The 2011-nt window shown below is 38.2% G+C and carries 4 protein-coding genes; 3 read left to right on the top strand and 1 reads right to left on the bottom strand.

The genetic code is table 11. The features are described from left to right. Together ACM0OP_RS24010 and ACM0OP_RS24005 are read left to right on the top strand one after the other, a co-directional pair. Positions 1–508, top strand: a 508-nt coding sequence (locus ACM0OP_RS24010; protein WP_414530920.1) for a TreTu family toxin, incomplete at its 5' end; no start/stop codon positions are given. 17 nt (positions 509–525) lie between these two features. Continuing rightward, positions 526–819: an immunity protein TriTu family protein gene (locus ACM0OP_RS24005; RefSeq protein WP_414530919.1), complete on the top strand. Its 294-nt coding sequence runs from the start codon at positions 526–528 to the stop codon at positions 817–819. A 199-nt stretch (positions 820–1018) separates the two neighbouring features. Here the strand turns inward: ACM0OP_RS24005 and ACM0OP_RS24000 are convergent, their stop codons facing one another. Further along, on the bottom strand, positions 1019–1525 hold the full coding sequence (locus ACM0OP_RS24000) for an O-acetyl-ADP-ribose deacetylase (RefSeq protein WP_414530918.1): 507 nt from the start codon (positions 1523–1525) through the stop codon (positions 1019–1021). Positions 1526–1749: 224 nt separating this feature from the next. Between ACM0OP_RS24000 and ACM0OP_RS23995 the strand changes: the two genes are divergently transcribed. Then, a partial coding sequence (locus ACM0OP_RS23995) for a hypothetical protein (protein WP_414530917.1) occupies positions 1750–2011 on the top strand: 262 nt, incomplete at its 3' end.

Here is a 2011-nt window from a genome sequence, read left to right as displayed (position 1 = left end):
GGAAGCGAAGGATTTACAGGTTGGGAGTTTGTTGCAGACTGAGGATGGTCGGGTTATTGATGTTGATGGGGTTGAGAAGCGGGAAGGTAAGTTTGAGGTTTACAATTTTAATGTTGAGGGATTTCATACTTATTTTGTCTCTGATTTAGGGATTCTGGTTCACAATGCGAATTGTGATCCTGGTAATGTAAGGGTAGGTCGTTGGATGAGTCCTGATGAGCTTGCAAAAATGCAGAAGACTGGTATGGTTCAAGAAAGTTTAAGTGGTACCACACATGTTGCATCTCCTAGCAATCCTGAAGCATTCATGAGTCAAGCAAAGCCTGGTGCTGTGTACGTGGAGTTTGATGTACCTGAATCCGCCATAAGACCAACAAATGACGGATGGGCAAGCATCAAGGGTCCCAATAGTGTAGATGGAAGACTTGCAGCCAGAAAGGGTTTCCCAAGACCTGAAATGCCTGCTGCAACAAATATAATCCATAGAGCAACAAAGTTACCTCATTAAAGAGTTTGTTTAAAATTATGCTATCTCACTTTGAATGTTGGATTCAGGAGAAATATCAGGAAATTGAGAACTTGGGCTATAAAGCAGAGGTAGTAAAATCTCCATCTGATATTAATGAACCAAGTATATGCTTGGATTTAGATTCTGATAATTATATTGCTCGCATAACTTTGTGGGAATCTGGAGAATCTTGTTTAGAAATTGTTGATGTTCTTTCAGAAAACATGGTGTTGAATGAATACTTAGTGATTGACGAAAATATCAACTTTAGTGAGGCTTTTGAAAAATTTTTCAATAGATTAAGGCAGTAATAACTTCGTTTTTCTACAATAAGATAGATTTTATTGTAGAAAAACAAATGCTTGCGAAAAAATCACCAAGATGAAATTCCTGAAAATCAACTATTTAGAAAACTCTATTTCAGTAGTAATATTGAAAGTTATGAAGATGCTGAAAAAATTAGGACTTCAGGTAATAACAGCCTACTTTTAGACAAAAGTTAAGATATTTTTAATGTATCCTTTCAGATAAAATTTTTGTATAAATTTCATAGTTTTCTTGATCGTAGCAACAAAAAATTACTCTTTGGGGGCGACCATTCTTTTGTAATTGTTCCTCGCATATTTTTACTGCAATCTCAGCTGCTAGAATCTTAGGATATTTATAAATGCCAGTACTAATGCAAGGAAACGCCAAAGTATTAAATATTTTATCGGCCGCGATTTGCGTACACCTGTAGTAACACTGAGCTAGAAGTTCGGGTTCTTTATTATTACCTCCTCGCCATACTGGACCAACTGTATGAATGATAAAGCTTGCAGGCAAGCGATATCCTTTGGTGAGCTTGGCATCGCCAATTTTGCATCCTCTAAGTGATCTACATTCATCAACAAGCTCTGCTCCAGCTGCTCTGTGTATTGCTCCATCTACTCCACTACCTCCAAGAAGACTTGTATTTGCAGCATTTACAATTGCATCAACTTCTAGCTTTGTAATATCACCAAAAATAACTTCCATAAAACTTAAGCTTGGGTAAAAAATCGAACTCACAGCAAATTGCAATCAACCGTGCCACAGATAGAGATGATCAAACCCATTACCAGACTCTATTCTGCGATTTATTTTTGTGGCGGGTTTGATCTCAAACTGCTGTAACACCTTGTTTTAGTAGTTCACAAGTCCGACACTACTCATTCTACTTCACCCTTGCCAGCATTGATAATGGGGTAAGAACGAATTACTTGGCTGCACCGATTTGGGATTTGCCCCAAGTATTGATGGAATATGACTCGGCTGGGGAAATTACGACTGATTATACCCACGGGATTGGTTTAGTTAGGTCGCGTCATGATAACAGAGAAGGTTTTTATCACACCGATGGATTGGGTTCGACTAGGCTAATTACTGATAATGTTGGTTTGATTACCGACCGTTACACCTATGATGCTTTTGGTGGATTATTAGACCAGACAGGTACTTTCGGCAATTCCTTCGGGTTTGCAG

Source organism: Nodularia chucula CCY0103, assembly GCF_963923915.1.
GTDB classification, from domain to species: domain Bacteria; phylum Cyanobacteriota; class Cyanobacteriia; order Cyanobacteriales; family Nostocaceae; genus Nodularia; species Nodularia chucula.
Note: the sequence above shows the minus strand (reverse complement) of the source record. Positions and strands in the feature narration are given on the sequence as shown.